The sequence below is a fragment of the Vogesella sp. LIG4 genome (genome assembly GCF_900090205.1).
Taxonomy (GTDB): domain Bacteria; phylum Pseudomonadota; class Gammaproteobacteria; order Burkholderiales; family Chromobacteriaceae; genus Vogesella.
Genome location: NZ_LT607802.1, coordinates 1,212,632 through 1,239,591 on the forward strand (window position 1 = coordinate 1,212,632; position 26,960 = coordinate 1,239,591).

27 protein-coding genes are annotated in these 26,960 nt (G+C 65.5%); 18 read left to right on the forward strand and 9 right to left on the reverse strand.

The window, feature by feature from the left end:
- The first annotated feature begins 2 nt into the window (after positions 1-2).
- The 5 genes from PSELUDRAFT_RS05720 to PSELUDRAFT_RS05740 all read left to right on the forward strand — a co-directional run bounded on the left by PSELUDRAFT_RS05720 (position 3) and on the right by PSELUDRAFT_RS05740 (position 4,835).
- Entirely contained in the window at positions 3-956 is a 954-nt protein-coding gene (locus PSELUDRAFT_RS05720; protein WP_231895312.1) for an ABC transporter permease, read from the forward strand.
- Complete coding sequence (locus PSELUDRAFT_RS05725) at positions 946-1,758, forward strand: ABC transporter permease (RefSeq protein WP_088965931.1); 813 nt, start codon at positions 946-948, stop codon at positions 1,756-1,758. The genes PSELUDRAFT_RS05720 and PSELUDRAFT_RS05725 overlap by 11 nt, the downstream gene beginning before the upstream one ends.
- Positions 1,755-3,206 (forward strand): gamma-aminobutyraldehyde dehydrogenase, encoded by a 1,452-nt coding sequence (locus PSELUDRAFT_RS05730; protein WP_231895313.1) that lies wholly within the window; start codon positions 1,755-1,757, stop codon positions 3,204-3,206. The genes PSELUDRAFT_RS05725 and PSELUDRAFT_RS05730 overlap by 4 nt, the downstream gene beginning before the upstream one ends.
- A 93-nt stretch (positions 3,207-3,299) precedes the next feature.
- A complete protein-coding gene (locus PSELUDRAFT_RS05735; RefSeq protein ID WP_088965932.1) occupies positions 3,300-3,803 on the forward strand; it encodes an ester cyclase in 504 nt (167 codons plus the stop codon).
- A gap of 261 nt (positions 3,804-4,064) precedes the next feature.
- Complete coding sequence (locus PSELUDRAFT_RS05740) at positions 4,065-4,835, forward strand: EAL domain-containing protein (protein WP_088965933.1); 771 nt, start codon at positions 4,065-4,067, stop codon at positions 4,833-4,835.
- Between the two features lie 641 nt (positions 4,836-5,476).
- On the opposite strand, the gene PSELUDRAFT_RS05745 is transcribed toward PSELUDRAFT_RS05740, so the two are convergent.
- From PSELUDRAFT_RS05745 to PSELUDRAFT_RS05755, 3 genes are all read right to left on the reverse strand, one after another.
- Positions 5,477-6,268, reverse strand: coding sequence for a DinB family protein (locus PSELUDRAFT_RS05745; protein ID WP_088965934.1), 792 nt, complete (start codon positions 6,266-6,268; stop codon positions 5,477-5,479).
- Positions 6,269-6,495: 227 nt separating this feature from the next.
- A complete protein-coding gene (gene thiE / locus PSELUDRAFT_RS05750) occupies positions 6,496-7,110 on the reverse strand; it encodes a thiamine phosphate synthase (protein WP_088965935.1) in 615 nt (204 codons plus the stop codon).
- A complete protein-coding gene (locus tag PSELUDRAFT_RS05755) occupies positions 7,097-7,969 on the reverse strand; it encodes a hydroxymethylpyrimidine/phosphomethylpyrimidine kinase (protein WP_231895314.1) in 873 nt (290 codons plus the stop codon). Before PSELUDRAFT_RS05755 ends, thiE begins: the two co-directional genes overlap by 14 nt.
- Positions 7,970-8,032: 63 nt before the next feature.
- Here PSELUDRAFT_RS05755 and PSELUDRAFT_RS05760 point away from each other — a divergent pair, with 63 nt between their 5' ends.
- The 6 genes from PSELUDRAFT_RS05760 (at position 8,033) to PSELUDRAFT_RS05785 (ending at position 10,837) form a co-directional block, all read left to right on the forward strand.
- The gene (locus PSELUDRAFT_RS05760) at positions 8,033-8,197 is read left to right on the forward strand and encodes a rubredoxin (RefSeq protein ID WP_088968401.1); all 165 of its coding nucleotides are present in this window, start codon (positions 8,033-8,035) and stop codon (positions 8,195-8,197) included.
- A gap of 26 nt (positions 8,198-8,223) precedes the next feature.
- A complete protein-coding gene (locus tag PSELUDRAFT_RS05765; RefSeq protein ID WP_088965936.1) occupies positions 8,224-9,039 on the forward strand; it encodes a M48 family metallopeptidase in 816 nt (271 codons plus the stop codon).
- A 153-nt stretch (positions 9,040-9,192) separates the two neighbouring features.
- Positions 9,193-9,543 (forward strand): MmcQ/YjbR family DNA-binding protein, encoded by a 351-nt coding sequence (locus tag PSELUDRAFT_RS05770; RefSeq protein WP_088965937.1) that lies wholly within the window; start codon positions 9,193-9,195, stop codon positions 9,541-9,543.
- Position 9,544: 1 nt separating this feature from the next.
- Positions 9,545-9,961, forward strand: a complete 417-nt coding sequence (locus PSELUDRAFT_RS05775; protein ID WP_088965938.1) for a CopD family protein — start codon at positions 9,545-9,547, stop codon at positions 9,959-9,961.
- Positions 9,961-10,374, forward strand: a complete 414-nt coding sequence (locus PSELUDRAFT_RS05780) for a DVU_2496 family lipoprotein (protein WP_088965939.1) — start codon at positions 9,961-9,963, stop codon at positions 10,372-10,374. The genes PSELUDRAFT_RS05775 and PSELUDRAFT_RS05780 overlap by 1 nt, the downstream gene beginning before the upstream one ends.
- On the forward strand, positions 10,358-10,837 hold the full coding sequence (locus tag PSELUDRAFT_RS05785; RefSeq protein WP_088965940.1) for a CYTH domain-containing protein: 480 nt from the start codon (positions 10,358-10,360) through the stop codon (positions 10,835-10,837). Before PSELUDRAFT_RS05780 ends, PSELUDRAFT_RS05785 begins: the two co-directional genes overlap by 17 nt.
- Before the next feature lie 75 nt (positions 10,838-10,912).
- Here PSELUDRAFT_RS05785 and PSELUDRAFT_RS05790 read toward each other — a convergent pair whose 3' ends face one another.
- Positions 10,913-11,800, reverse strand: coding sequence for a DMT family transporter (locus PSELUDRAFT_RS05790; RefSeq protein WP_088965941.1), 888 nt, complete (start codon positions 11,798-11,800; stop codon positions 10,913-10,915).
- A 253-nt stretch (positions 11,801-12,053) separates the two neighbouring features.
- Between PSELUDRAFT_RS05790 and PSELUDRAFT_RS05795 the strand changes: the two genes are divergently transcribed.
- The 3 genes from PSELUDRAFT_RS05795 (at position 12,054) to hemL (ending at position 14,390) form a co-directional block, all read left to right on the forward strand.
- Entirely contained in the window at positions 12,054-12,470 is a 417-nt protein-coding gene (locus PSELUDRAFT_RS05795; protein ID WP_088965942.1) for a flagellar protein FlhE, read from the forward strand.
- A 52-nt stretch (positions 12,471-12,522) separates the two neighbouring features.
- Positions 12,523-12,855, forward strand: a complete 333-nt coding sequence (locus tag PSELUDRAFT_RS05800; protein WP_088965943.1) for a thioredoxin family protein — start codon at positions 12,523-12,525, stop codon at positions 12,853-12,855.
- Between the two features lie 257 nt (positions 12,856-13,112).
- Positions 13,113-14,390: a glutamate-1-semialdehyde 2,1-aminomutase gene (gene hemL / locus PSELUDRAFT_RS05805; RefSeq protein ID WP_088965944.1), complete on the forward strand. Its 1,278-nt coding sequence runs from the start codon at positions 13,113-13,115 to the stop codon at positions 14,388-14,390.
- A gap of 295 nt (positions 14,391-14,685) precedes the next feature.
- Here hemL and PSELUDRAFT_RS05810 read toward each other — a convergent pair whose 3' ends face one another.
- The 3 genes from PSELUDRAFT_RS05810 to parC all read right to left on the reverse strand — a co-directional run bounded on the left by PSELUDRAFT_RS05810 (position 14,686) and on the right by parC (position 20,053).
- Positions 14,686-16,014 carry a sigma-54 dependent transcriptional regulator gene (locus PSELUDRAFT_RS05810; protein WP_088965945.1) on the reverse strand — a complete coding sequence of 443 codons (1,329 nt, stop codon included), beginning with the start codon at positions 16,012-16,014 and terminating at the stop codon, positions 14,686-14,688.
- A gap of 169 nt (positions 16,015-16,183) precedes the next feature.
- Positions 16,184-17,704 (reverse strand): nitrogen regulation protein NR(II), encoded by a 1,521-nt coding sequence (locus tag PSELUDRAFT_RS05815; RefSeq protein ID WP_088965946.1) that lies wholly within the window; start codon positions 17,702-17,704, stop codon positions 16,184-16,186.
- A gap of 3 nt (positions 17,705-17,707) precedes the next feature.
- On the reverse strand, positions 17,708-20,053 hold the full coding sequence (parC, locus tag PSELUDRAFT_RS05820; protein ID WP_088965947.1) for a DNA topoisomerase IV subunit A: 2,346 nt from the start codon (positions 20,051-20,053) through the stop codon (positions 17,708-17,710).
- Between the two features lie 81 nt (positions 20,054-20,134).
- Here parC and PSELUDRAFT_RS05825 point away from each other — a divergent pair, with 81 nt between their 5' ends.
- Positions 20,135-20,593, forward strand: a complete 459-nt coding sequence (locus tag PSELUDRAFT_RS05825) for a GNAT family N-acetyltransferase (RefSeq protein WP_088965948.1) — start codon at positions 20,135-20,137, stop codon at positions 20,591-20,593.
- A gap of 44 nt (positions 20,594-20,637) precedes the next feature.
- On the opposite strand, the gene PSELUDRAFT_RS05830 is transcribed toward PSELUDRAFT_RS05825, so the two are convergent.
- Together PSELUDRAFT_RS05830 and PSELUDRAFT_RS05835 are read right to left on the reverse strand one after the other, a co-directional pair.
- Positions 20,638-21,237 carry a ParB-like protein gene (locus tag PSELUDRAFT_RS05830; protein ID WP_088965949.1) on the reverse strand — a complete coding sequence of 200 codons (600 nt, stop codon included), beginning with the start codon at positions 21,235-21,237 and terminating at the stop codon, positions 20,638-20,640.
- Positions 21,238-21,281: 44 nt separating this feature from the next.
- Positions 21,282-22,013: a BPSS1780 family membrane protein gene (locus tag PSELUDRAFT_RS05835; protein WP_157725027.1), complete on the reverse strand. Its 732-nt coding sequence runs from the start codon at positions 22,011-22,013 to the stop codon at positions 21,282-21,284.
- 211 nt (positions 22,014-22,224) lie between these two features.
- Between PSELUDRAFT_RS05835 and tkt the strand changes: the two genes are divergently transcribed.
- From tkt to PSELUDRAFT_RS05850, 3 genes are all read left to right on the forward strand, one after another.
- Positions 22,225-24,216 carry a transketolase gene (tkt, locus tag PSELUDRAFT_RS05840; RefSeq protein WP_088965951.1) on the forward strand — a complete coding sequence of 664 codons (1,992 nt, stop codon included), beginning with the start codon at positions 22,225-22,227 and terminating at the stop codon, positions 24,214-24,216.
- Positions 24,217-24,334: 118 nt separating this feature from the next.
- Positions 24,335-25,348 (forward strand): type I glyceraldehyde-3-phosphate dehydrogenase, encoded by a 1,014-nt coding sequence (gene gap, locus PSELUDRAFT_RS05845; protein ID WP_088965952.1) that lies wholly within the window; start codon positions 24,335-24,337, stop codon positions 25,346-25,348.
- A 427-nt stretch (positions 25,349-25,775) separates the two neighbouring features.
- Complete coding sequence (locus tag PSELUDRAFT_RS05850) at positions 25,776-26,948, forward strand: phosphoglycerate kinase (protein ID WP_088965953.1); 1,173 nt, start codon at positions 25,776-25,778, stop codon at positions 26,946-26,948.
- Positions 26,949-26,960: the final 12 nt, after the last annotated feature.

Genomic DNA, 26,960 nt, shown 5'->3' on the forward strand with positions numbered 1-26,960 from the left:
ACATGATGACCGCTTCTGTTTCCGCCGCTCCCGCCGCCGCCGTGCTGGGCCCGTGGCAGCGCCTGGGTGTGGCGCTGTACCGCCGCCCGGGGCTGCAGCTGGTGTTGCTGCTGGGCCTGCCGCTGCTGTGGTTCCTGGTGGTGTATATCGGCTCGCTGGCCACCCTGCTGGTGCAGAGCTTCTTTACCTTCGACGACTTCACCATGTCGGTCAGCCACGACCTGACGCTGGCCAACTATAAGCAGTTGCTGCAGCCGGCCAACTTCGACGTGGTGCTGCGCACGCTGGCAATGGCCAGCGCGGTGACGCTGGCCTCGGCGGTGCTGGCCTTCCCGCTGGCCTACTACATGGTGCGCTACGCCCGTGGCTGGAAGAAGGGTTTCTTCTACGTGGCGGTGATGCTGCCGATGTGGGCCAGCTACATCGTGAAGGTGTACGCCTGGACCGTGCTGCTGGCCAAGGACGGCATCGTGTACTGGGGCTACCAGCACCTGGGCCTTGCCGGCGTGGTGGACTGGCTGATGACCGTGCCGCTGCTGGGCGGCAACTCGCTGACCACCTCGCACCTGGGCCGTTTTGTGGTGTTCACCTACATCTGGCTGCCGTTCATGATCCTGCCGGTGCAGGCGGCGCTGGAGCGGGTGCCGCTGGGGCTGATGCAGGCCAGCAGCGACCTGGGCGCCAGCGGCGCGCAGACCTTCCGCCACGTGATCCTGCCGCTGGCGTTTCCGGGCGTGGTGGCCGGCTCCATCTTCACCTTCTCGCTGACGCTGGGCGATTACATCATCCCGCAGCTCATCGGCCCGTCCGGCCTGTTCATCGGCTCCATGGTCTACACCATGCAGGGCTCCATCGGCAACATGCCGATGGCCGCCGCCTTCACCGTGGTACCGGTGGTGATCATCGCGCTGTACCTGACCGGCGCGCGCAAACTGGGAGCGTTCGATGCACTCTGATCAAGACCGCGCACCCCTGTGGCTGCGCCTGCTGGCCTACGGCGGCATCGGCTTTCTGTTCCTGCCCATCGCCGTCATCATCATCTACGCCTTCAACGCCGAAAGCGCCGGCTACAGCTTTCCGCCCAAGGGCTTCACCCTGGCGTGGTTCTCGCTGGCCTTCGCCCGCAACGACGTGATGCAGGCCATCGGCCTGTCGCTGCAGTTGGCCGCATTGGCCACCGTACTGGCGGTACTGCTGGGCACCCTGGCGGCCGCGGCCATGTACCGGCGGGATTTCTTCGGCAAGAACACCATCACCACCATGCTGATCCTGCCGATTGCCCTGCCCGGCATCATCACCGGTATCGCGCTGCTGTCGGCGTTCCGGCTGGCGGACATCCCGTCCGGCTTCTGGACCATCGCCATCGGCCACGCCACCTTCTGCGTGGTGGTGATCTACAACAACGTGATCGCCCGCTTCCGCCGCATGAGCTACAGCCTGGTGGAAGCCTCGCAGGACCTGGGCGCCGACATGCTGCAGACCTTCCGCTACGTGGTGGTGCCGCAGATCGCCACTGCGCTGCTGGCGGGCGGCATGCTGGCCTTCGCGCTCAGCTTCGACGAGATCATCGTTACCACCTTCACCGCCGGCAACGAGATCACGCTGCCGATCTGGATGCTGAACCAGCTTACCCGCCCACGCGATGTGCCCATCACTAACGTGGTGGCCATGACCGTGATGATGATTACCACGCTGCCTATCCTGGCGGCCTACTACCTGACCCGCGGCACGGAAGAAATTGCCGGCAGCGGTAAATGACCGAGGTATCTATGGAAAAGACTCTCAACACCCGCATGCTGATCGGTGGCGAATTCGTGGAAGGCCAGGGCGAGCGCGAACGCATCGTCAACCCGGCGACAGGCGAGCTGATCGTGGAAATCGCCGAAGCCAGTGCCGAGCAGGTGCAGGCGGCGGTGGCCGCCGCCCAGGCCGCCTTCGGCAGCTGGGCGCGCACCACCCCGCGCGAACGCAGCGAGAAGCTGCTGGCGCTGGCCGACGCCATCGAGGCGCGCGGCCCGGAGTTTGCGCGCCTGGAATCGCTGAACTGTGGCAAGCCGCATCACCTGGCGCTGGGCGACGAGATTCCGGCGGTGGTGGACGTGTTCCGCTTCTTTGCCGGCGCGGTGCGCGCCCAGACCGGCGCGCTGGCCGGCGAATACCTGCCCGGCCATACCAGCCTGATCCGCCGCGACCCGCTGGGCGTGGTGGCCTCCATTGCGCCGTGGAACTACCCGCTGATGATGGCGGCGTGGAAGATGGCGCCGGCCTTGGCCGCAGGCAATACCGTGGTGCTCAAGCCTTCCGAGCAGACCCCGCTGTCCACGCTGAAGCTGGCCGAGCTGGCCGCCGGCATCTTCCCGCCGGGGGTGTTCAACCTGGTGCTGGGCCGCGGCGAGACGGTGGGCAGCCCGCTGATCTCGCAGCCGGAAGTGCGCATGATCTCCATCACCGGCGACGTGTCCACCGGCCAGCGCGTGCTGGAAACCGCCTCGCGCTCGCTCAAGCGCACCCACCTGGAGCTGGGCGGCAAGGCGCCGGTCATCGTGTTCGACGACGCCGATATTGCCGCCGCAGTGGAAGGCATCCGCGCCTTTGGCTACTACAACGCCGGCCAGGACTGCACCGCCGCCTGCCGCCTGTACGTGCAGAAGGGCGTGTACGAGCGCTTCGTTGCCGACCTGGGCGCGGCGGTATCCACCATCAAGTACGGCCACCAGCACCTGGAAGGCGTGGAGATGGGCCCGCTGATCTCCGAACGCCAGCGCAGCCGCGTGGCCAGCTTCGTGGAGCGTGCCGAGCAGCATGCGCACATCGAAGTGGTGACCGGCGGCGCCATGGGCAGCGGCCCGGGTTTCTTCTACCAGCCGACGGTGATTGCCGGCGCGCGCCAGGACGACGAAATCGTGCGCCGCGAAGTGTTCGGCCCGGTGGTGTCGGTTACCCCGTTCGACGACACCGAACAGGTGATCGGCTGGGCCAACGATTCCGATTACGGCCTGGCCAGCTCGGTATGGACCCAGGATGTGGGCAAGGCGATGAAGGTTTCCGCCGAGCTGCAGTACGGCTGCACCTGGGTGAACACCCACTTCATGCTGGTGAACGAGATGCCGCATGGCGGCATGAAGCGCTCCGGCTACGGCAAGGACATGTCGATGTACGCGCTGGAAGACTACAGCTGTGTGCGTCACGTGATGATCAAACAGTAAACCGCTGTTCACGATCTGCTGGGCGCCGGGAAGACGGTGCCATCCGGTTGGCCGCAAGGCTGCGGCCAACCTCGTTCACATAGGGAGAGACACATGCACACAGGAATCACCCGACGCGTTGCCCTGCTTACGGTAGCGGGCGGCATGATGTTGTCCGCCGGCAGCTGGGCGGCCACGCCGCTGCAGGTGGTGCAGCAGTACATGGCGGGCTGGAACGCCCACGACGCCAACCAGGCGGCCATGGCCATGGACCCGGAAGTGGAATACTACGATGTGACGGTGGGCGAATCGCAGTACGGCGTGGTGGTGGCGCGCGACAACGTGATCCGCTTCTTCATGAACAGCTTCCCGGACCTGAAATGGCAGATGCTGGACAAGCCGGTGGTGACCAAGAACGAAGTGGTGTTCCGCTGGCGCTTCACCGGCACCAATACCGGCCCCAATATCGACAGTAGCATCAATGAAGGCAAGGCCACCGGCAAGCCGATCAATTTCGAAGGCCTGAGCCTGGTCCGCATCAAGAACAACAAGATCGTGTACCAGGGCGATTTCTACGATGCACTGTCGCTGAACAAGCAGCTGGGCAACATCAAGTAATTCCCGTGGTGAGAGCTGATGTGCCAACAAAGCCCCTGCGCAACCCGCAAGGGCTTTGTGGTGCAAGCCGACAGGCTGCCGATGCTGCCATATCATTGGTGCGGCCTGGCTTTGCCGGATCCGCCAACGCCTGACCTGCTGCCTGGCCGCAGCCTTGGGCCACCCGCGAGGGTGGCCTTTTTTCATGGCTGCCGGCCATGGCAAACGACATGCCGGGCGGCAACAGGCTATGCTGCAAACATTGTCCCGGTGGAAACCGCAATGACCCAGCCGCTCACCCTTGCCACCCTGCTGCCCGCCCTGCAGCGCGATGAAGCCGGCCGCTACCAGGCCAGCTTTGCCGATTACCGGCTGGCCAGCGTATTCCAGCCGGTGTACTACCGCAGCGGCAGCATCTTCGGTCACGAGGCATTGCTGCGGGTGCAGGCCGCCGATGGCAGTGCCTTGCGCCCCGACCTGCTGTTTACCGGGCTGGACGAGCCCGATGCGCGGCGGCTGGATGCGCTGGCGCTGCTGATGCACCTGCACAACTTTGCCCAGGCGCGCTGCGCCGGCTGCCTGTCGCTCAACGTGCAGGCCACATCGCTGCAGGTGGACGGCCTGCTGCCCATGCTGCAGCAGCTGCTGGCCGCGCTGGGGCTGGGGGCGGATGGCGTGGTGCTGGAAGTGCTGGAATACGAGCTGGAACACAGCCCGTTGCAGCTGGCCGGCAGCCTGCGCCGCTTTTCCCAGGCCGGTTTCGGCCTGGCCATCGACGACTTCGGCGCCACCGCCTCCAGCCACGGCCGCACCCGCGCGCTGTGCCCGGACATCATCAAGTTCGACCGCTGCATGCTGCTGGATCAGCAACAGGGCGATGGCGGCCGCATGGCGCGCGAGCTGCAGCTGGCGTGGCAGATAGGCTGCCGCAGCGTGGTGTGCGGCGTGGAGACGGCGGAGCAGCACAGCGCCATGCAGGAACTGGGGCTGGAGCTGTACCAGGGCTACCACCTGGCGCGCCCGGCGCCGCTGCCGGTGTGCGAGCTGCTGTGATGCGGCCAACGTTTGGGCGCCGTACCTTGTAGGGCGGAAGCCCCTTCGGGGCGTTCCGCCGCCATGCGGCCAACCTTACCCCCTGGTGATGACCTTGCCGGCGGAACGCCCGCTTGCAGCGGGCTTCCGCCCTACGCGCTATATCTGGGCTACCACCTGGCGCGCCCGGCGCCGCTGCCGGTGTGCGAGCTGCTGTGATGCGGCCAACGTTTGGGCGCCGTACCTTGTAGGGCGGAAGCCCCTTCGGGGCGTTCCGCCGCCATGCGGCCAACCTTCCCCCTGGTGATGACCTTGCTGGCGGAACGCCCGCTTGCAGCGGGCTTCCGCCCTACGCGCTATACCTGGGCTACCACCTGGCGCGCCCGGCACCGCTGCCAGTGTGCGAGCTGCTGTGATGCGGCCAACGTTTGGGCACCGTACCTTGTAGGGCGGAAGCCCCTTCGGGGCGTTCCGCCGCCATGCGGCCAACCTTACCCCTGGTGACGACCTTGCCGGCGGAACGCCCGCTTGCAGCGGGCTTCCGCCCTACACGTTACCGTTGGCACGACAACAGCGCGTAGCTTGGGCCCAGCGCAGCGAAGCCCAACGTTTACCGCGTCTGGTTTGCTATCCGCGTTTCGGATGATGATTGACGTCGCCGCTCAGACCTCCTCGCCCGCCAGTGCCGCCAGCAGTTCGTCGATCTCCAGCAGGTGGGTGGCATCGTGTTCTGCCATGTCGGCCACCAGCTCGGCCAGCGTCAGCCGGCGCCGGCCTTCCCATACCGCGATGCGCGCCTGTGCTGCCTCGTCGCAGTCTTGCAGCGTGGCCAGCAGCGCCAGGCGCGCGGCGGCGAAGCCTGCTGCTGCCTGCTGCCAGTCCTGTGTCTGGTAGTTGCGCTCGGTTGCCCACACGCTGCCGTTGACGCCGTGCAGCGCGGCCTGCTGCTGTTGCAGCATGGCCTGCACCCGCGGCAGGAAGGCGTCGCGATCCAGGTCGCGCAGGTGGCACAGGTGTTCCAGCGCCGAGAACGCGGTGCCGGCCGGGCGTTGCGTGCGCTGACTGGCGGGCAGCGTGGCCAGGCGTTGCATCACCTGCTGCGGCATGGTGGCCAGCTGTTGCAGCAGCTCGGCAAAGCTGCGCCGCAGCGGCGCCGGCGACCACACCGCGCCGTAGCTGAAGTAGCCGCCCGGTACGCGGCCGCGCGGGCGCAGCAGCTCGTGGCCGTGGCGGCGCATCACGTCGCCGACCATGGCGCCGCAGAACTGGCGCGCGGTCTGGTCGGCGGCCAGTTCCGGAAAGCGGGTTTGCAGGTCGTGCACGATGGCGGTAACTGCCGGGATGTCGGCGCGCGATAGCGCCGCGTATTCGGTGTAGCGCTGCGGGCTGTCGATAAGCGCTTCCAGTTGCTGGCCCAACGCAGTGAGGCGGAACTGGTCGAAACGGTTGTGCATGGCGGGGCTCCAAGTAACGTATCGTTTTGATACGTTACTCGTCTTGCTTTGCCTTGTACAGTCTGTGAGGGGTTGGCTGCAGGCTCAGAGTGTGTTCACGATCTAGCGAGCTAGGGCGAGACAAGGCGAAAACGGCGGAGGAAGCGGAATTGACATGAAGTCAATGCGCATCCCCGAGTTGAATTCAACGTCGTCGCGCCGAAGCACAGCAGATCGTGAATACGCTCTCAGCCGAACAGCGCCGCCAGCGCGGCAGCTCGTTCGCTCACGTCGTCGCCGTCGAACAGGCCGCCAATCACCGCGATGGCATCGGCGCCGGCCGCTACCACCTGTGCCGCGTTGGCGCTGGTGATGCCGCCGATGGCCACGCGCGGCACGCCGAGGCTGGCGCTCTGCGCAAACAGTGCCAGCGGCGCGGCTACCGCTCCCGGCTTGGTGCCGGAGGGGAATACCGCGCCGAACGCCACGTAGCTGGCGCCGGCGGCGACTGCCGCGCGGGCCAGCTCGATGCTGTTGTAGCAGCTGGCGCCGACAATGGCGGCCGGGCCCAGCGCGGCGCGCGCGGTGGCGATGGCGGCATCGTCGCGGCCAACGTGTACCCCGTCGGCCTGCACCGCGCGGGCCAGCTGGATGTCGTCGTTGACGATGAACAGCGCGCCGCGGCTGCGTGCCAGGCTGGCCAGGATATTGGCCTGCCACAGCCGGCGCACCGGGTCGCTGCCCTTGTTGCGGTATTGCAGTACGCGGGCGCCGCCGTCCAGCGCGGCGCTGACCTGCTCGATCAGCTTCTCGCTGTCGTCGGTATCGGGGGTGATGGCGTACAGGCCGTTAACGTTTTGCATCCTGATCCTTGTCTGCCGCTTGCTGGCCTTCTTCGGGTTCGGCGGTGTCATTGGCCCAGAACAGTCGGTCCGGGATGTATTGCCCCATGCCGGGGCGGAAGCCGTAGCGCAGCGCCTGCCAGGTGTAGTCCTGCGCCTCTTTTACCGCTTCCGGCACCGCCAGGCCGCGGGCGATCAGCCCGGCCACCGCCGAGGCCAGCGTGCAGCCGGAGCCGTGGAAGCTGCCGGCCAGCCGTGGCCAGGTGTCCACGCGTACTTCGCCGCTGCGGTCGTACAGGCGGTTTTCCACGTCACGGGTGGCTTCGTGGGTGCCGGTGATGAATACATAGTCGCAGCCCAGGCGGGTGAGCCGCTTGGCGCAGTCGGCCAGGGTGATGCTGTCCTCGTCGTCTTCGTCGTTGGCTGCCAGGCGGCGCGCTTCCATACTATTGGGGGTGAGTACGGTAACCTGCGGCAACAGCACGTCGCGCAGCACGTGTACCAGCTCGTCGCGCGACAGCTCGTCGCCGCGGCCGCTGGCCAGCACCGGGTCGTAGATCAGCGGAATGTCCGGGTAGTCGGCGGCCAGTTCGGCAATCGCCATGACGTTGTCCACGCTGCCTATCATGCCTACTTTGAACGCAGCGACCGGCATGTCCTCTAATACCGCGCGTGCCTGGTCCAGCACCCATTCGCCGTCCAGGGTCATGAAGTCCTGTACGCCACGGGTATCCTGCACGGTAACGGCGGTGATCACCGACAGCGGATGGCAGCCCATGCTGGCCAGGGTCAGAATGTCGGCCTGGATGCCGGCGCCACCGGTGGGGTCGGAGCCGGCCAGCGTCAGGACGATGGGCGGCAGCTCGATGTCTTGGCTCAAGGTTTATCCTCTTGGGGCAGGAGCAATTACAATGTGCATTTTAACCGTTTGGAAAGCAAAACCATGCAAACCTGGATGTGCCTGATCTGCGGCTTTATCTATGACGAGGCTGCCGGCCGCCCGGAAGACGGTATTGCGGCCGGTACCAGATGGGAAGACGTGCCGATGAACTGGACGTGCCCCGACTGTGGCGCACGCAAGGAAGATTTCGAAATGATGGCATTCTGAGCCATCACCAACTGGATGCATAGACGATGAACACCACTTTGCGACGTTATGGCGCAGCGCTGCTGGCAACGGCGGCGCTGGCAGGCTGTGTCAACACCACTTCCAGCGGCGAGGTGGGCGTGCAGCGCAAGCAGTTCATCCTGCTGTCGGAGCAGGAAGTCACCACAATGTCGGCGCAGGCCTATGCGCAGGAAGTGCAAAAGGCCAAGACCGGCGGCGCGCTGAATACCAATGCCGTGCTCACCCGCCGCGTGCGTACTATCTCCGAGCGCCTGATCCGCCAGACGCCGGTGTTCCGCCCGGATGCGCGCAACTGGAAGTGGGAGGTCAACGTGGCCAACTCTTCCGAGCTGAACGCCTACTGCATGGCCGGTGGCAAGATCATGGTGTACAGCGGGCTGGTGGAGCGGCTGTCGCTCAGCGATGACGAGCTGGCCACGGTGATCGGCCACGAAATGGCGCACGCGCTGCGCGAGCACAGCCGCGAAAGCATGAGCCAGGCTTACGCCCAGCAGGCCGGCCTCAGCATCGTCGGCCAGCTGGCCGGGCTGTCGCAGGCGTCGATGGAACTGGCCTCGCTGGCCACCGACGTCACACTGACCAAGCCGCACAGCCGCACCATGGAAAGCGAAGCCGATACCATCGGCCTGGAGCTGATGGCACGCGCCGGCTACAACCCGCAGGCATCGCTCAGCCTGTGGCAGAAGATGCTGAAAGCCGGTGGCGGCGGCAATGGCCCGGCCTTCCTGTCCACCCACCCGGCGGGCGAGGATCGCATTGCCAGCCTGCAGCGGCTGATTCCCAAAGTGATGCCGCTGTACCTGGCTGCGCCGAAGAAGTAAAAGCGTGTTCACGATCTCGCGAGCTAAGGCGAGACAAGGCAAAACCGGCTGAGGAAACGGAGTTTACAAGTGGTAAATGAGTATTCCGAAGACGGTTCTAACGCCGTCTCGCCAACGCGCAGCAGATCGTGCACCGACGCTGAGCGGTTTCACGTGAAACTGACTCTGGCTCAGCTCGATGCACTGCTGCAGTACGCCCAGGCCCTGCCCGGCGCGCAGCTGGAAATCCTGTGGGGCGGCGTGCAGGTGCTGAAGGTGGCGGGCAAGATGTTCGCCACCTTCCACGGCGACACCCTGGCCTACAAGGTGGCGGACGAGGATTTCCTCGCCCTGTCCGGCCTGCCCGGCGTGCGCCCGGCGCCCTACCTGGCCCGCTCGCGCTGGATCAGCGTGGACAGCACCGCCGCACTGGACATGGCGCAGCTGCAGCAGGGCCTGGCCACCTCCTGGCGCCTGGTGTTGCTGAAACTCCCCAAGAAAGTACGCGCCGCGTACGGACTCTGACATGGCCTATCTCTATATCAAGGCGTTTCACATCTTCTTCGTGGTGTCGTGGTTTGCCGGCCTGTTCTACCTGCCGCGCATCTACGTCAACCTGGCCATGGCACAGCCCGGTGCCGAGTACGACCGCCTGCTGCTGATGGCGCACAAGCTGCTGCGCTTCATGACGCCGCTGGGCGTGCTGGCCATCCTGTTCGGCCTGTGGCTGATGTTCGGCTACGGCATCAGCGGCGGCTGGCTGCACGCCAAGCTCACGCTGGTGGCGCTGCTTGCGGCTTACCATGGCTACTGCTTCAAACTGCTGGGCGATTTCCGCGCCCGGCGCAACCAGCGCAGCCACAAGTGGTTCCGCGTGTTCAACGAGCTGCCGGTGCTGGTGCTGCTGGCGGTGGTGATTCTGGTGGTGGTCAAACCGTTCTGATGAAATTCGCTCTCCCCCTCATCCTGCTGGCCGCGCTGCTGGCCGGCTGCAAACGCCAGGACTGTACCGACGGCGTATTCGTGCTCACCGGCCAGGACTACGGCGATGCCCCTGCGGCCAACGTGGCGCCGATGCCGGGCCGTCTGCCTGCCGGCAAAGTGCCGGCCGGGCTGCAACCGGCATCCGATGGCCACTACCCCGGCACCAAGGCCTACTGCAGCGTGCTGGCTGCGCACAGCGACTACAGCGATGCGCTGAAAGGCAACCGCCTGCAGCGCGGCAAACCGTGGTTCGTCTACCGGCTGGACGCACGTTGGCCGCAGGACGTCTATCCCTATCACGAGGCCGACTGGCGCCTGAAAGCCCCGGCCCGCCTCATCAAGAAAGAAGAATCGCATGGCAGTGGAAATTGAACGCCGCTTCAAGGTGAACGGTGACGCCTGGCGCGGCCTGGCAGAAGGCGTGCGCTACCGTCAGGGCTATCTGTCGGTGGAAAAGGAACGCACCGTGCGCGTGCGCGTGGTGGGCGAGCAGGCCTGGCTCACGCTCAAGGGCCAGATCAGCGATATCAGCCGCCACGAATTCGAATACGCCATTCCGCAGGCCGAGGCGCAGACCATCATGGACGCCATGTGCCCGATGGTGGTGGACAAGCTGCGCTACCGCATCGAATTCGGCGGCTTCATCTGGGAAGTGGACGAGTTCTTCGGCGAAAACGGTGGCCTGGTGCTGGCCGAGATCGAGCTGCCGTCGGAAGAAACCGCCTTCGACAAACCGGCCTGGCTGGGCGAGGAAGTCACCTTCGACGGCCGCTACACCAACGCCTACCTGTCGAAAAATCCGTATACAAAATGGCCGGATGAGCCATTGAAATAAGCAGCAAAGACATTCGGCAGTTACGGGCCACATACCATCGGAGTGTGTGGCCCATTTTATTGGGTGCTTGCATGCTCATGGCTTCAGTGACACAGCTGTTTTTCGCGTGCCGAACTGCAGTTCGGTTATCAGCATGGCAACAATGATCAGGGCCGCGCCAAGCCAGTTCTGCATGCTGAGCCGGTCCCCGGCCAGCAGGTAGCCAAACAGTCCGCCAAATACAGGCTCAAGTACGATGATCAACGCAATCTTGTTGGGGGAGGAGGCTATTTGTGCATTGGTCTGCACAAAAAAGCCGAGTGCGGTGCCGATGATGGCGATAGGTAATACGCTATGAATGAGAGTATTGGTATCTGGAAAGGCCAATTCATTGCTGAATAATGCCTGTAGTGCAGACAATGTTGATACTGTCGCCAGCTGAGTGAATGTTAGGTTTACCGCATCACTTAGCTTGCTGGCTTTGGATAGTAAAATGACGTGAATTGAAAAGAAAAGTGCACATATCAACACCAGAGTGTCTCCCCGCCGGATGTTGAGTTCAGTTAGCGTGAGCAATGCCAAGCCAATTGCAGCAATTATCGCCCCCAATATTTGCTTGGGCATAATTTCCATTTTTAGAAACAGCCATGACAGTAGCGGTGTGATGACAACCGTCAGCCCTGTTATAAAACTGGCATTCGATGCAGTCGTATAATTCAGCCCCTTTGTCTGAAATAGAAAAGCCAGAAACAAGGCCATGCCGGTGGTCATGCCCCATCCGACTTCCTTTTTTGTGAAGTGGGTGCTTCTTCGGAGGACAATGGGCAGTATGGATATACTGGCAAAAAAGAAGCGCCATGTGTTGAATGAGGAGTCACTTAGGCTGTTCAAGGCCGCATGTATTGCTGAAAAAGACCAGCCCCAGAAAGCCGTCACCGAAATGAAAGCCCACTCCCAGAACCTTCTGTTGTGGTCCGCAGTCATAGGCCCTCCTCGCTAGAAAATATTTGCTGAATGATAGGTGTGTTGATCGGCGGCGATGTGACGTTTTTACCTAGTTAACTTTTATTTGTATTTTGTGGAAACAAGCAGGGCATGCATGGGCATCCGTCGCGCTGCCGCTGCCTGCGAGCAACCTTGCCGTCCCCGGTCGCTGGCAACTGGCACCTGCCTTGCTTGTCTCAGTAGTTCTGACGCGATGTTGCCGCCCGGCACCACCGGGCGATAAGGAGGCCGCATGACCCGCCATACTCCCCTGTTGCACGGCCTGGCAGCCCTGCTGTTATTGCTGTCGGCACTGGCCTGCGCCAATGGTGGCTCGTATGCCAGTGACGTGGTGGCGCAGAGCATCAGCACCCGCAACACGGTCTACAGCGCGAACTTCCCGCTGCTGGGGGCGCCGCCGACCGATGGCAAGATCACCTCGGTGTACTACGCCTGGAGTTTTTCCTACCGGCCGCCGGACTTGCTGGTGTTCCTGTGCCAGGGCAGCACCTGCCTGAACGTCAGCAAGGAACCCAGCGGCAACACCCTGGCGTTCCGCGAGCGCAATCCGGCGCTGCCGTTCTATCTCAAGTACTTTGTCGGCGGCCGCGGCCCGCTCATGCCGGCAGTCAGCGGCAAACAGCAGCTGGCGGTAAGCTACGGTTTTTAGGCCGTAAGCGGCAGTTCTTGCCGCCGCTGCAGCGCCATACATGGAGCCTGCCATGCCCTATATTGCCCACTACCCCGCCAGCGCCCCCGACCGCGCCACGGTCGATGCCGCCGCCGAACCGCTGCTGCTGGAATTCGGCGTGAACTGGTGCCCGCACTGCCAGAACGCGCAGCCGGCCATCGAACAGGCGCTGGCCGCCTACCCGGCGCTGCGCCACATCAAGGTGGAAGACGGCCCGGGGCGGCGGCTGGGGCGCAGCTTCCGCGTCAAGCTGTGGCCATCGCTGATCCTGCTGCAGCACGGCGTGGAGCTGGGCCGCGTGGTGCGGCCGCTGGCCGAGGCCGAGGTGGCGGACTTGCTGGCGCTACTGCCGCCTGCGCCGTGAAGCGGGCACAAGGTTGGCCGCAGGCTGAACACAGCTTTCCCGCTACCCGCTAGCCCGCGGCGGCGATTTGCCGGAAAATCCCGGTCTTGATTTTCACGACCCGCCCGCAGAAGGCGTCGCATCTGGACACAGGTCAACGCAGCCCCGGCAACACGGCTGTATGTTGCCGACAGGAATTCCCGCCCGGTTGCCAGCCGCAGCCGGTGCCGCACCCCATGTGAATCGCAGCCGCGTGCGGCTGCCTGAAAGGAAAAGCAATGTCCCGCAATCTCGAACTGTTTGAACGTGGCAAGCAAGTCATTCCCGGTGGCGTGAACTCGCCGGTGCGCGCCTTTGGCCAGGTGGGCGGCACCCCGCGTTTCGTGAAGCGCGCCGAAGGCGCCTACTTCTGGGATGCCGACGACAAGCAGTACCTGGACTACGTCGGCTCCTGGGGCCCGGCCATTCTCGGCCACGCCCACCCGGAAGTGATCAAGGCAGTGCAGGACGCCGCTGCCGGCGGCCTGTCCTTCGGTGCGCCCACCGAAGGCGAAGTCGAGATTGCCGAGGAAATCTGCAAGCTGCTGCCTTCGGTGCAGCAGCTGCGCCTGGTGAGCTCCGGTACCGAGGCCACCATGTCCGCCATCCGCCTGGCGCGCGGCTTCACCGGCCGTGACCTGATCGTGAAATTCGAAGGCTGCTACCACGGCCACTCCGACAGCCTGCTGGTGAAAGCCGGCTCCGGCCTGCTCACCTTCGGCAACCCGTCCTCCGGCGGCGTGCCGGCGGACACCACCAAGCACACCCTGGTGCTGCAGTACAACGACGTGCAGCAGCTGGCCGACACCTTCAAGGAACTGGGCGACAAGATCGCCTGCGTGATCCTGGAGCCTATCGCCGGCAATATGAACCTGATCAAGCCGTCCGCCGAGTTCGTGCGCAGCTTGCGCGCACTCACCGAGCAGTACGGCGCGGTGCTGATCTACGACGAAGTGATGACCGGCTTCCGCGTGGCGCTGAACTGCGCCCAGGGTCTGCACGGCATCACCCCGGACCTGACCACGCTGGGCAAGGTGGTGGGTGGCGGCATGCCGCTGGCAGCCTTCGGCGGCCGTGCCGACATCATGGCCAAGATCGCACCGCTGGGTAACGTCTACCAGGCCGGTACCCTGTCGGGCAACCCGCTGGCGGTGGCCGCCGGCCTCACCACGCTGCGCCTGATCCAGCAGCCGGGCTTCCACGACAATCTCGGCCGCCTCAGCGCCCGCCTGGCTGCCGGCCTGGCCGATGCCGCGCGCGATGCCGGCGTGCCGATGGTCACCGACAGCGTGGGCGGCATGTTCGGCTTCTACTTCAGCAGCAAGGTGCCGGCGAGCTACGCCGAGGCCACCCAGTGCGACATCCCGCGCTTCAAGGCCTTCTTCCACGCCATGCTGGACGAAGGCGTGTACCTGGCGCCGTCGGCTTACGAGGCCGGCTTCACCTCCAGCGCCCACACCGAGGCGCTGATCGACGATACTATCGCCGCGGCCCGCCGCGCGCTGGCGCGCATCTGAGGCGAGTCAATTTACCCCGCGTGCGGCGGCCTACTCCAGCCACATGCAGAAACCCCCTGCCGTTGCAAAGCGGCAGGGGGTTTTTCATTGCGGAGTGCAGGGTGGAAGCCCGCTGCAAGCGGGTGTTCCGCCAGCCCTGGCAAGCATAAGGTTGGCCGCAAGCTGGGGCCGCCTGGCCGCCCGGAAAAGTCGCTGGCGCATCCGGGGATGGCGCTGCGGCCAACGTTGGAGTGGATCCTGATGAGGGTTCCCGGATGCGCTGCACTTATCCGGGCTGCGCATGCAGCGCCAGGCCTCAGCCTTCCTTCATCCCCAGCCGCTCCAGCCGGTAGCGCAGTGAGCGGAAGCTCACCCCCAGCAGCTTGGCCGCCTGGGTGCGGTTGCCGCCGCTTTGCGCCAGCGCCGCCTCGATGGCGCTGCGCTCCACCCGGTCCAGGTAGTCCTGCAGCGTTTCGCTGCCGGCGCTCACGCCGCCCGCTTCCATGCCGGGCGCGGGGCTGTCGGCACGCAGTTGCAGGTCCAGCGGCTCGATCATGCCGTCGCTGCACAGCGCCACCGCGCGTTCCAGAATGTTTTCCAGTTCGCGGAAGTTGCCGGGGTAGTGATAGGCCAGCAGCGCCTGTACCGCCTCCGGCGTCAGCCGCGGCCGTTCGCTGCCGGCATAGCGATCCAGCAGAGCGCCGATGAAGCGCGGCAGATCCTCGCGCAGCTCGCGCAGCGCCGGCATGGCCAGGCTGATCACGTTCAGCCGGTAGTACAGGTCCTGGCGGAAGGCGCCGTCGGCCACTTGCTGCACCAGGTTCTTGTGGCTGGCGGACAGGATGCGCACGTCCACCGCCTCCTCCTGCGCTGCGCCCAGCCGGCGCACGGTTTTTTCCTGTATCGCCCGCAGCAGTTTCACCTGCATCGCCAGCGGCAGGTCGGCCACTTCATCCAGGAACAGCGTGCCGCCGTGCGCCTGCTGGAAGAAGCCTTCGCGGTCGGCATCGGCGCCGGTGAAGGCGCCTTTTTTGCTGCCGAAGAACTCGCTTTCCATCAGCGTTTCCGGGATGGCGCCACAGTTCACCGCCACGAAGGGCTTGCCGGCGCGCGGCCCCAGTTCGTGGATGCTGCGCGCCGCCTGCTCCTTGCCGGAGCCGGATTCGCCGCTGATGAACACTGCCGCCTGGCTTCTGGCCAGCTTGGCGATCAGCCGCTGCACGTCCTGCATTGCCGGCGATTCGCCCTGCAAGCGGGTGATGCTCACCGCGGCCGTGCCGCTGTCGCGCAGCCCCAGTGCGGATTTCACCAGCGAACGCAGCGCGGCCAGGCTCAGCGGCTTGGCCAGGTAGTCGAAGGCGCCGGCCTTCATCGCCGCCACCGCGTTTTCGGTGCTGCCGTAGGCGGTGATCACCGCTACCGGCACGTCCAGCCCGGCCTTGGTGATGTACTGCACCACCTGGATGCCCTCGCCATCCGGCAGCCGCATGTCGGTGAGCGCCAGGTCGTAGCGGCTGCTGGCCAGCTGGCTGTGCGCCTCTGCCACGGTCCCGACGGCGTCCACCGTCAGCCCCATCTTGTCCAGCGTCAGCGCCAGCAGTTCGCGGATATCGGGTTCGTCGTCAACTATCAGCACTCGGCTCATGGTTTGCTTCTCGCTTGCACGCCGCCTCAGGGCCTGTTTACGCTCTCGCGAGCTAGGGCGAGACAAGGCGAAAATGGCAGAGGAAGCGGAGTTTACACATAGTAAATGAGCATTCCGAAGACGTTTTTAACGCTGTATCGCCGAAGCGCAGCAGAGCGTAAACAGGTCCTCAGGCGCTCTTGGGCAGGGTCAGCACAAAGCAGCCCCCCGGCCCCTGGTAGTTCAGTTCGGCACCGTTGGCCTCGGCCAGCTCGCGGGCGATGTACAGGCCAAGGCCGGTACCGGTGCTCTCGGTAGTGTAGAACGGTTCGAACAGCCGGCTCTGCGCCGGCTCGCCCACGCCGGGGCCGTCGTCGCGCACGCGGATGGCTTCGGCATCCACTTCGATGCTGACCGCGCCCGGTGCCCGGCTGCTGTAGCGCCAGCCATTGCTGATCAGGTTGGTGAGAATCTGCTGCAGGTGGCCGCGGTCGAAGCGCACGGTCTGCTCCACCAGGATGCGGGTGGCAATGCTGCCGGCCGCCTGCGGGTTGGCCAGCAGGAAGTCGTCCACCAGCGCGGTGAGAAAGCCGCCCAGCGTGATCTGCTCCGCTTTTACCCGGTCGCGGCGGTTCAGCTGCAGCACCTCTTCCACCAGGTGGTTGATGCGTCGGCTGTTGGCATGCACCATCGCCGCCAGCCGGCGGCTGCCTTCGTCGCTGGCGTCCTCGCCCAGCAGCTCGGCCGCCTGGCTGATGGCCGCCAGCGGGTTGCGGATTTCGTGGGCGATATTGGCGGTAAGCCGGCCCAGCGCGGTGAGCTTGATGCGCTGCGCCTCGGCGGCCAGGTCGGCCACGTTCTGCAGGAAGATCACCACCAGCCGCACCTCGCCCACTGCCAGTGGCAGCATGCGGCCCAGCAGCTGCTGGCCGCGCACGTTGATGTCCAGCGTCTGTGCGTGCGACGGGCAGCCCTGCTGCCGCCAGCGGCGCAGGATGGCTTCCAGCTCCGGCAGCACCGACTCGCGCTGGATGCGGCCGAACACCCGCTCGGCGCGGCTGTTGTAGTGTTGCACCAGGCTGTTTTCGTCCACCACCACCACCGCCTCGCGCAGCGCCTGCAGCACCAGCGCATTCAGGCGGTTGAGGCTGGCCAGCTCGCGGCTGCGCGCGGCCACCAGCCGCTCGGATGCGCGCGCCTTGCTGCCCAGCAGCGAGGTGATGCCAGCGGTAACGAAACAGGCGATGGCCAGCATGGCGGCCTGGTACAGCTCGCGGGTATCCAGGCCATGGCCGCGGCTGCCCCACAGCACGCTGCCGAATACCGCCAGGGTGGCCAGCGAGGCATAGAAGGCGGCGATGCGCCGCGATACCAGCATGCCGGCCACGGCCAGGAACGGCAGCAGCATCATGCCGAAGCCGCTTTGCACCCCGCCATAGTGCTGCATGAAGGTCACCAGCAACAGGATGTCGCCGGTGAGGGTCAGAGTGAGCGTCCAGTGCAGCGGCAGGCGCAGGCGCGGCAGCAGCATCGCCAGGGTGATCAGTGCCGCATACAGCCACACCCAGCCGCCCAGCGGCAGATTGGGCGTCAGCGACGCGGTCACCCACTGCGTCATGATCAGCAGGATCAGCACGCTGACCATGCGGAACAGGTTGAAGTAATGCAGCGCCCGGTTCGGTGACATCAGGCCTTCGACGGGCGCCGGCATCGCTTATTCCACGTCGCGGATGGCGGTGACGGTCCACTTGCGTGGCAGCAGCTTGCCCTTGCGGCCACGCTTGCCGTCGAACTCGGCCAGTGCCAGCTTCTCGTCCGCCAGCTTGCCGCGTATCGAGGTGGTGGCCAGCAGCGCGCGCTCGCCGGCCACCAGGCCGAAGGCGGTGACCGCCTCGCCGTCGTCCAGCGCCAGCAGCATCAGGCCGCGGCCCTTGGCCAGCTCCTTCAGCTCGCCGGCCGGGAAGGCCAGCAGGCGGCCGCCATCGCTGGCTACCACCAGGCGCAGGCCGTCAAGGTTGGCCGCAGCCTTCACCGGTGCCAGCACCGCTTCGTTGTCGTCCAGGGTGAGGAAGGCCTTGCCGGCCTTCACCCGCCCGGCCATGTCGGCGATCTTGGCGATGAAGCCGTAGCCGCCGCTGCCGCCGACGATGAAGCGTTCCTCGTCGCGGCCGGAGATCATCTGCGCCGGCTTGGCGCCGTCCTGCAGCTCCACCAGGCTGGCAACCGGCACGCCGTCGCCGCGGCCGGTGGGCACATCGGCCGGGTCGATGGTGTAGGCGCGGCCCTTGCTGTCCAGCACGATCAGCGACCACACGGTGCGGGTTTCCACCACGGTGTGCTGCGCGTCGCCGTCCTTGAACGAGAGCGCGGACAGGTCCAGGTTGTGGCCCACGCGGGCGCGGATCCAGCCCTTCTGCGACAGGATCACCGTCACCGGCTCGTCGGCCACGGTCTGGGTGAGCACCGCGCGTTCGGCCGGCTTCATCTCGCTGCGGCGCGCATCGCCGTACTTGGCGGCATCTTCGCGGATTTCCTCGGCCATCTTGCCGCGCAGCGCGGCCTCGCTGCCCAGCAGGTAGCGCAGGCGGTCGCGCTCCTCGCGCAGCTCGGACAGCTCCTTCTCCAGCTTGAAGCCTTCCAGCCGCGCCAGTTGCCGCAGGCGGATTTCCAGGATGTCCTCGGCCTGGATCTCGGTGAGGCCGAAGGCCTTCATCAGCTCCGGCTTGGGCTCGTCCGATTCGCGGATGACGCGGATCACTTCATCGATATGGATGAAGGCGATCATGCGCCCTTCCAGGATGTGGATGCGCTTGTCCACCTGGCCCAGGCGGAAGTTCAGCCGGCGGGTGATGGTGTGCTGGCGGAACTGCAGCCACTCGGCGAGGATGCTCTTCAGCCCCTTCTGCGCCGGGCGGCCGTCCATGCCTATCATCACCAGGTTGAGCGAGGCATTGCCTTCCAGGCTGGTCTGCGCCAGCAGGATGTTCATGAACTCGTCCGGGTCCTGGCGGCTGGACTTGGGTTCGAATACCAGCCGTACCGGCTGCTCGCTGTCGGACTCGTCGCGCACGCGATCCAGCAGCGACAGCATCAGGCTCTTCAGGTTCTGCTGTTCCTGGGTCAGCGCCTTCTTGCCGGACTTCACCTTCGGGTTGGTGGCCTCCTCGATCTCGGCCAGCACTTTCTGCGCGCTGGAGCCGGGCGGCAGCTCGGACACGATGACCCGCCACTGGCCGCGCGCCAGCTTTTCCACTTCCCACTTGGCGCGCACGCGCACGCTGCCGCGGCCAACCTCATAGGCTGCCTGGATGTCCTCGGCCGGGGTGATGATCTGGCCGCCACCGGGGAAATCCGGCCCGGGCACGTGCTGCATCAGCTCGGCAGTGGTGAGGTCCGGGTTGGCCAGCAGCGCCAGCGCGGCGGAGGCTACTTCCTTCAGGTTGTGCGGCGGAATCTCGGTGGCCATGCCCACCGCGATGCCGGAGGCGCCGTTGAGCAGCACCATGGGCAGGCGTGCCGGCAGCAGCGCCGGCTCGTCGAAGGCGCCGTCGTAGTTGGGCACGAAGTCCACGGTGCCCATGTCGATCTCGGACAGCAGCAGCTCGGCCAGCGGCGTCAGCCGCGCCTCGGTGTAACGCATTGCCGCCGCACCGTCGCCGTCGCGGCTGCCGAAGTTGCCCTGGCCGTCGATCAGCGGGTAGCGCAGGGTGAAATCCTGCGCCATGCGCACCAGCGCCTCGTAGGCGGAGCTGTCGCCGTGCGGGTGGTATTTACCCAGGATCTCGCCCACCACGCGGGCGGACTTCACCGGCTTGGCACCGTGGGTCAGCCCCATGTCGCGCATGGCGTACAGGATGCGGCGCTGCACCGGCTTCTGGCCGTCGGCCACTTCCGGCAGCGCGCGGCCCTTCACCACGCTCATCGCGTATTCGAGGTAGGCGCGCTCGGCGTACAGGTCGAGCGGAATGCTGCCGTCGTCCACGGCAAGGTTGGCCGCAGGCGGGGCCGGCGGCGGCGGCTCGGATACGTCCGGTACGTCAAACAGGTCGTTGTGGCTCATATGTGGGGATCGCGGCCGGCATGCAGGGCGCACGCCGTGATATGTTCGGATCACTGAAAGTGAAAGTTCGAGGATTGTACTATGGCAATTCAAGTACGGTGGCAATGCCACGGTTTTGGCGAGTTCACCGCAACGGCACTGTATGACGTGCTGCAACTGCGCGACCGGGTGTTCGTGCTGGAACAGCAGTCGCTGTATGGCGATATCGACGGCGTGGACCGGGACTGCTGGCACCTGTGCGGCCGTGATGCAGCGGGCCAGCTGGTGGCCTACGCGCGGCTGATCGCCCCCGGCGTGAAGTATCCGGACGCCAGTGCCATCGGCCGGGTGGTGATTCCGCAACCGCTGCGCGGCAGCGGCCTGGCCAAGCCGCTGATGCAGCAGGCAGTGAACCAGTGCCTGGCGCTGTTCCCGGGCCGCGCCATCATGCTGTCGGCGCAGGCCGACCGCCAGGGCTTCTACGAAAGCTTCGGCTTCCGCCCGGTATCGGCGCCCTACGACGACGGCGGCATTCCGCACCTGGACATGCGCCGCGATTGAGCGTCAAAGCCTGGCCGCAAGCCGTCCCGGCCTTGCGGCCAACGTCAACTCCCGCTCTTGAAGCCCGGCATGCCGCGCGCCAGTTCGCTGCCGGCCAGCGGCAGCGCCGCTTTCACTGCCGCGGCGAAGTCGGCCTGCACCTCTTCCAGCGGCAGGTTGCGGCGGAAAAAGTCGGCCCACACGAACTCGGCAAACGCCGTCGGCGTCTTGTCGTAGCCGCCGGCGTTGCGTACGTAGCCGGCCAGTGAGCGGTAGACATCGTCGACCAGTTTTTCCAGGTGGCGCGGAATGCAGGCGTACACATGGCGCACGCCGTTTTCGTCCAGCGGATGCACCCAGTGCTTGTTGTCCATCGCCAGCCAGAAGGCATCGCCGGACAAGTGGGAAAAATCGGCTTCCACTTCAAAGAAGCCGCTGTCGACGCCGGCCTCGAATGCCGCGCGGCCCAGGTGGTGGTGGTCGGTGATGTACAGCTCGCCGCCGGCGCCCAGTACCGCCGGAATCGGGTGTGCGCGCATGAATTCCAGTTGCTCGGCGGCTTTCAGCGCCGCCAGGTGTTTCTTCTTGTCGTGCACCTCGATCATGCCGACGGTGAGCTGGGTCGGGTGCAGCTTGTGAATGGGCGCTTGCTGTAGCGTGCTCATCGCGTTCTCCCAAGTGTGTGGCGGCAGGCTTGCGGCCAACCTTATCAACGTTGCGGCAGCCCGTCGCCGAACACGTCCTGCCAGGCGGTGTAGACGGTGACGAACATCACCGGCAGCCACAGCAACAGGCCCAGCCCGGCCGGCAGCAGCGCCAGCAGCAGCAGTGCCGACAGCACCAGCCCGCACAGCAGTACCGCCTGCCAGTTGAGCAGGCCGCCGGCCAGGCTGCGGCGCATGGCGCGCAGCGGGTCGAAGCCGCCCAGTACCACCGCCGCCGGTGCGAACCAGTACAGCAGCGAGGCGATGAACAGGCCGCCGGCCATCAGCGACATGCCCACCATCTGCGTGCCCAGCGGCAGCGCCTGCATCTTCTGCGGGTCGTGCATGCCGCCCATCATGGCCATCAGCAACAGCATGATCAGCAGCATGGTCAGTACCAGCAGGCCGAAATAGCTCAGCCCCAGCCCGATCAGCGGCCGGGCGTGCTCCTGGAACGCCGCCAGCACCTCCTGCGGCCGCAGGGTGGCGCCGCGGTCGGCGCGCCTGGCCGCCAGTACGAAGCTGCCGGCGAACACCGGCGACAGCATGATGGCCAGCAACTGCCCCAGCCCCGGCAGCAGGCCGAACAGCAGGTGCAGCAACAGGTAGCTGGCGGCGAACAGTATCCAGGTCAGCGGCTGCTCGCGTACCAGGTAGAAGGCTTGCGCCACCCAGTACCAGCCATGCACAGCCGGCACGCGCCGTGGCGGAAAGGCATGCGAAGGGGGTGATTGCATCGACTGTCGGCTCCGTTTTGATGACGCCATGATCAAGTACGGCGGCATGGTAATTTTATTACGGCGCAAAGCCAGCACCGGCGCGGGTTGGCGAGGTTGCCGCGCTGCGGCAAAATCGGCGATAATCCCATGATTTCGCAACGGTTAGACCGCCGCCAACAGCGGCGCGACACTGTTGCTCCGGCTCCCTACATCTTGAGGTTTTCCCCGAATGGTCACCCGAACCGAGCTAGCCAATGCCGTGCGTTTCCTGTCCATGGACGCCGTGGAAAAGGCAAAATCCGGTCACCCCGGCGCCCCGATGGGCATGGCGGATATCGCTGAAGTATTGTGGCGCGATCATCTGAAACACAACCCCGCCCATCCGGACTGGGCCAACCGCGACCGCTTCGTGCTGTCCAACGGCCATGGCTCGATGCTGCTGTACAGCCTGCTGCACCTCACCGGCTACGACCTGTCGATCGAAGACCTCAAGAACTTCCGCCAACTGCACAGCCGCACCCCGGGCCACCCGGAATACGGCTACGCACCGGGCGTGGAGACCACCACCGGCCCGCTGGGCCAGGGCATCACCAACGCGGTGGGCCTGGCGCTGGCCGAGAAGATCCTGGCTGCCGAATTCAACCGTGACGGCTTCCAGGTAGTGGATCACTACACCTACGCCTTCATGGGCGATGGCTGCCTGATGGAAGGCATCAGCCATGAAGCCTGCTCGCTGGCCGGCACCTGGGGCCTCAACAAGCTGATCGGCTTCTACGACGACAACGGCATCTCCATCGACGGCGACGTGGATGGCTGGTTCACCGACGACACCCCGGCGCGCTTCGAAGCCTACGGCTGGCAGGTGATCCGCAACGTGGACGGCCACGATGCGCAGGAAATCCAGACCGCCATCGACACCGCCAAGAAGAGCAGCGACCGCCCCACCCTGATCTGCTGCAAGACCCTGATCGGCAAGGGCGCCCCGAACAAGGAAGGTGGCCACGACGTGCACGGCTCGCCGCTGGGCAGCGCCGAGATCGCCGCCGCACGCGCCAACCTGCAATGGGCCTACGAGCCGTTCGTGGTGCCGCAGACCATCTACGAAGCCTGGGATTGCCGCGCCAAGGGCGCCGGCCTGCAGGCCGCGTGGGACAAGCTGTTCGCCGACTACGCCGCTGCTCACCCGGAACTGGCTGCCGAGTTCATCCGCCGCATGAAAGGCGAGCTGCCGGCCGGCTGGAATGAACATGTTGCCGCCAAGATCGCTGCGGCCAACGACAAGGGCGAAACCATCGCCACCCGCAAGGCGTCGCAGAACGCCATCGCCGCCTTCGCCGAGGTACTGCCGGAACTGGTGGGCGGCTCCGCCGACCTCACCCCGTCCAACCTCACCAACTGGCCGGGTTCGGTAGCGGTTACCCCGGAAGCCGGCGGTAACTACGTGCACTACGGTGTGCGCGAGTTCGGCATGGCCGCCATCCTCAACGGCCTGGCGCTGCATGGCGGCGTGAAGCCGTTCGGCGCCACCTTCCTGATGTTCAGCGAATACGCGCGCAATGCACTGCGCATGGCGGCGCTGATGAAGATCAACCCGGTGTTCGTGTTCACCCACGATTCCATCGGCCTGGGCGAAGACGGCCCCACCCACCAGCCGGTGGAACAGATCGCCACCCTGCGCCTGATCCCGAACATGGCGGTATGGCGCCCGTGCGACACCGTGGAATCCATGGTGGCCTGGGCCGAGGCGCTGGCCGCCAAGGATCACCCGTCCTGCCTGATCTTCAGCCGCCAGAACCTGCCCTTCGTCACCCGTGACGCCGCGCAGATTGACGGCGTGAAAAAAGGCGGCTACGTGCTGCGCGATGCGGCGGGCGCCAAGGCCGTGCTGATCGCTACCGGTTCCGAAGTGGAGCTGGCGCTGAAGGCGCAGGAAGCCCTGGCCGCCGAAGGCATCGCGGTACGCGTGGTTTCCATGCCGTGCACCCGCGCCTTCGACCAGCAGGACAAGGCCTACATCGCCTCGGTACTGCCGGCAGGCGTGCCGCGCGTGGCCATCGAGGCCGGCGTGACCGACGGCTGGCGCAAGTACGTGGGCCTGGAAGGCGAAGTTGTCGGTATCGACCACTTCGGCGAATCCGCCCCGGCCGGCGTGCTGTTCAAGGAATTCGGCTTTACCGTGGAAAACGTGGTCGCCAAGACCAAGAACGTCATCCGCGCATAACACACAGGCCGCCCCCGTACGCGAGGGGCGGCCGTTTCATTTGTAGTGCCACCAGATCGGCAAAAGCCGGCAGACATGGGCACTTTCCGGTTTCAGACATTTTCTTGGGAGAGAAAACATGACCATCCGTATCGCGATCAACGGCTACGGCCGTATCGGCCGCCAGGCACTGCGCTCCATCTACGAATACAAGCTGCGTGGCGATTTCGAAATCGTTGCCGTGAATGCTTCCGGCGACCTGGCCACCAACGCGCACCTGACCAAGTTCGACACCGTGCACGGCCGTTTCGACGCCGATGTGAGCCACGACGAGCACAACCTGATCGTCAACGGCGACGTGATCCCGTTCTTCTCCACCCGCAACCCGGCCGAACTGCCGTGGGACAAGCTGCAGGTGGACCTGGTGCTGGAGTGCACCGGCTCGTTCACCACCAAGGAAAAGTGCCAGGCGCACCTGAACGCCGGCGCCAAGAAGGTGCTGATCTCCGCACCAGGCGGCGATGACGTGGATGCCACCATCGTTTACGGCGTGAACCACGACGTACTGCGCGCCGACATGACCGTGGTGTCCAACGCCTCCTGCACCACCAACTGCCTGGCCCCGGTGGCCAAGGCGCTGAACGACGCCATCGGCATCAAGAAGGGCCTGATGACCACCATTCACGCCTTCACCAACGACCAGGTGCTGACCGACGTGCGTCACAAGGACCTGCGCCGCGCCCGTTCCGCCACCGACAACCTGATCCCGACCAAGACCGGCGCCGCCAAGGCGGTAGGCCTGGTGCTGCCGGAGCTGAAGGGCCGTCTGGATGGCTTCTCGGTACGCGTGCCGACCATCAACGTATCGCTGGTGGACCTCACCTTCACCGCCATGCGCGACACCACCAAGGACGAGATCAACGAGATCGTACTGAAGGCGGCCGAAGGCAGCATGAAGGGCACCCTGGGCTACAACACCCTGCCGCTGGTATCCAGCGACTTCAACCACAGCACCGAAGGCTCCATCTTCGACGCCACCCTGACCAAGGTAACCGGCGGCAATATGGTGAAAGTGCTGGCCTGGTACGACAACGAGTGGGGCTTCTGCCAGCAGATGCTGAAAACCGCCAAGGCAATGTTCGAGGCGAAGTAAACCGGGACTGATGCGGCCAACCTGCGGGTTGGCGCCAGCCTGGTAGGGTGGGCCGCAAGCGGCCCACGCCAATAACCGATTTGCCGCTGCCCGGCTTACCGGCAGCAGCAGAGTGATAATGGCGGGCCCAGGAGCCTGTTCAATGTCTTTTGACGGCTGCGGCCGGCTTCTGCCGGATGCAGCGCTAGGAGAGAGTCCCGCCGCAGTGCCTTCACTGCCAGGGACGATCGACAACGCGATGCGCCGGCAGAACCCGGCCCCGTAGGGCTGGCCCGGCAAACCGCCATCTGCGGCGTTGGCCGGCTTGGCCTTAGAATAACTAAGGCCTGCGCCGTCCGCCTGGCATCTGACTATTTGTCGGGCCAGCGCAGTCGCCAAAAGGCATTGAACAGGCTCTACACCCGCCCTGCCCAGCTGAGGAGAAAACATGCAATTCAAGAAACTCACCGACCTGGCCCTGGCCGGCAAGCGCGTACTGATCCGCGTGGACATGAACGTGCCGGTAAAAAATGGCGTGATCGGTGACGACACCCGCATCCGCGCCAGCCTGCCGTCCATCGAGCACTGCCTCAAGGCCGGCGCCAGCGTGATCCTGATGACCCACCTGGGCCGCCCCACCGAAGGCGAGCCGAAGCCGGAAGACAGCCTGGCACCGGTAGCCGCCCGCCTGTCCGAACTGCTGGGCAAGGCCGTTGCCGTGTCCGACAACTGGCAGGCCGGCCTGCAGTTGGCCGCAGGTGACGTGGTGATGCTGGAGAACGTGCGCCTGAACAAGGGCGAGAAAAAGAACAACGAAGAGCTGGGCAAGGCATACGCCAGCCTGTGCGACATCTTCGTCAACGATGCTTTCGGCACCGCGCACCGCGCCGAAGCCTCCACCCATGCCGTGGCCAAGTTCGCCCCGACCGCCTGCGCCGGCGTACTGCTGGCTGCCGAGCTGGAAGCGCTGGGCAAGGCGCTGCAGGCGCCGGCCCGCCCGCTGGTGGCCATCGTTGCCGGCTCCAAGGTCTCGACCAAGCTCACCATCCTGGAAGCACTGGCCGACAAGGTGGATCAGTTGATCGTGGGTGGTGGCATCGCCAACACCTTCCTGCTGGCCGAAGGCAAGACCATCGGCAAGTCGCTGGCCGAAGCCGACCTGGTGGAAGAGGCGAAGAAAGTCATCGCCAAGATCCGCGCCCGTGGTGGCGACGTGCCGCTGCCGAGCGACGTGGTGTGTGCCGGCGAGTTCGCCGAAACCGCCGCCGCCACGCTGAAGAACGTGGCCGAAGTGACTGCCGGCGACATGATCCTGGACATCGGCCCGCAATCGGCTGCCGAACTGGCCGCCATCGTGGCCCAGGCCGGCACCGTGGTGTGGAACGGCCCGGTGGGCGTGTTCGAGTTTGCGCAGTTCAGCGACGGCACCCGCGTGCTGGGCGAAGCCATCGCCAAGTCGCCGGCGTTCTCGATTGCCGGCGGTGGCGACACCCTGGCGGCCATCGCCAAGTTCGGCCTCACCGACGACATCAGCTACATCTCCACCGGTGGCGGCGCCTTCCTGGAATTCCTGGAAGGCAAGGAACTGCCGGCAGTGGCGATTCTGGCCGAGCGCGCTTAACAAGCCGCGGAC